Raw genomic sequence first — 2,205 nt, forward strand, 5'->3', positions numbered from 1 at the left:
GGCGGCCCGGCCGATGCCGCCGGTGCCGACTACAAGCGCGTGCGACCCCGCGGTCCGGGCGGGCTCGCGGTGCCGCCAGAGGCCCTGCCGCTGCAGGCTCTTGCTCAGGTGCAGCTGCTTGTCGTGGGCCAGGACGGAAGCGAGCACGAATTCGGCGATGGGCGCGTCGAAGACCCCGCGGGCGTTGGTCACCGCCACGTCGGAGGCGCGCAGCTCGTCGAACAGGACCGCGTCCACCCCGGCCGCGGCCACGTGCACCCAGCGCAGCGCATCCGCCCGCGGCCAGGCCGCGCGCAGGGCCGGGGAAAAGAAGTCCCAGAGGAACAGCACATCCGCCCCGGGCAGGGCCGCCGGCAGGCCGGCGGCGTCGGTGAGCACGACGTCGGCGCGCGCCTTGAGCCGCTCCAGGTTGTGCGGGCGCGGCTGGTTTTCGGCGGCGAGGACGACGACGCGGGGACGGCGGGGATCACGAACTGGCACGCCTCCACGGTACGTGATCCCCGGCGGTTGCCGATCCGCGGCTCCGAGCCGCACGATAGTGGGCATGAGCAGTCCCAGCTCCGCCCGTGTCCGGCCGCCCGTGCCGGCCCGCCTCGCCGCCGCCGGACTTGACGCGGATGACTCGCCGCGCCGGCGCGCGGAATATTCCTACGATGCGTCCAACTACCGGGTGCCGCCGCTGGCCGTGGTGTTCCCGCGCAGCGCGGACGACGTCGCCGCCGCCCTGGCCATATGCCGGGAAACCGGCACGCCGCTGACCGCGCGGGGCGGCGGGACCTCGATGGCCGGCAATGCCGTGGGCCCGGGCGTGGTGCTGGACTTCTCCCGGCACCTGAACCGGATCCGCGGCATCGACGAAGCCGCCGGGACGGTGTCGGTGGAGCCGGGAACCGTGCTCGCGGTGCTCTCCCGCGAGGTGGAGCGGGCCACCGGGGGGCGGCTGACCTTCGCCCCGGACCCCTCCTCGCGCAACCGCGCCACGGTCGGCGGCGCCCTGGGCAATGACGCGTGCGGCAACCATTCGGTGCGCTACGGGCGCACCTCGGACCATGTGGCCGAGCTCGACGTCGTCACCGCCGACGGCGCCCGGCTCACCGCTTCCGCCGGGCGGCTGCGCGCCACGGACCCGACGGATGCCGCCTCGGCCGCCCGCGCCGCGGAACTGACCGCGGCGCTGCAGGACCTGGCCCGGCAGAACCTGGCAGCGTTCCGCACCGAACTGGGCCGGATCCAGCGCCAGGTCTCCGGCTACCACCTGGGCCACCTGCTGCCCGAACGGGGTTTCGGCGTTGCCCGCGCCCTGGTCGGTTCCGAAGGCACCTGCGCCGTCGTGGTCGGCGCCCGGATGAAGCTGGTGCCCAAGCCGGCGAGCGCCCTGCTGGTCTGCCTCGGCTATGCGGACGTGGTGGAGGCGGCCCGGGACATCCCCGACATCCTGGCGTTCTCCCCCGCCGCCGTGGAGGGGATCGACGAGGCGATCGTGGACACCATGCGCTTCCGCCGGGGCCGGGACGCCGTCCGCGGCCTGCCCGGAGGCAAAGCCTGGCTGTACGTGGACCTGGACGGCGAAGATCCGGCCGCGGTCGCCGCCGAGGCGCAGAGGCTGCTGGTGCGGCTGCGGGAAAACGGGCGGATGGTGGACGGGCGGGCCGTCCCGGACCCGGCGGAGCGGGCCTCGCTCTGGCGGGTGCGCGAGGACGGTGCCGGGCTGTCCTCCCGGCTGGCCAGCGGCGGCGAGTCCTGGCCCGGCTGGGAAGACTCCGCGGTCGCCCCCGAGAAGCTGGCGGACTACCTGGCCGAATTCCGCGACCTGCTGGCCCGGTACGGGCTCACCGGCGTGATGTACGGGCACTTCGGCGCCGGCTGCATGCACATCCGGATCACCTACGACCTGCGCACCGACGCCGGGCGCACGGTATTCCGCGCCTTCTCGCAGGAGGCCGCGGAACTGGTGGTCCGCCACGGCGGCTCGCTCTCGGGCGAGCACGGGGACGGACGGGCCCGCTCGGAGCTGCTGCCGGTCATGTACTCGCCGGCGCTGCTGGCCGCCTTCGCCGCGTACCGGCGGATCTGGGACCCGGCCGGGATCCTGAACCCCGGCTCGCTCACCGATCCGGACCCGATCGACGCCCACCTGGCCCTGGCGGGCGTGCCGCAGCGGCAGTGGCGCACCAGCTTCGACCTGCGCCCGCTGCACGCCGGCGG

1 protein-coding gene and 1 pseudogene are annotated in these 2,205 nt (G+C 75.0%); one reads left to right on the top strand and one right to left on the bottom strand.

Annotation, left to right across the window (positions count from 1 at the left end; genetic code table 11):
* Positions 1-480: pseudogene (locus ACFQ36_RS22275) on the bottom strand (D-2-hydroxyacid dehydrogenase); the annotation flags it as partial.
* Between the two features lie 64 nt (positions 481-544).
* Here ACFQ36_RS22275 and ACFQ36_RS22280 point away from each other — a divergent pair.
* The coding region (locus ACFQ36_RS22280) for an FAD-binding oxidoreductase (protein WP_377017682.1) at positions 545-2,205 on the top strand (1,661 nt) is incomplete at its 3' end.

Source organism: Arthrobacter sp. GCM10027362 (genome assembly GCF_042679445.1).
Lineage (GTDB): Bacteria > Actinomycetota > Actinomycetes > Actinomycetales > Micrococcaceae > Crystallibacter.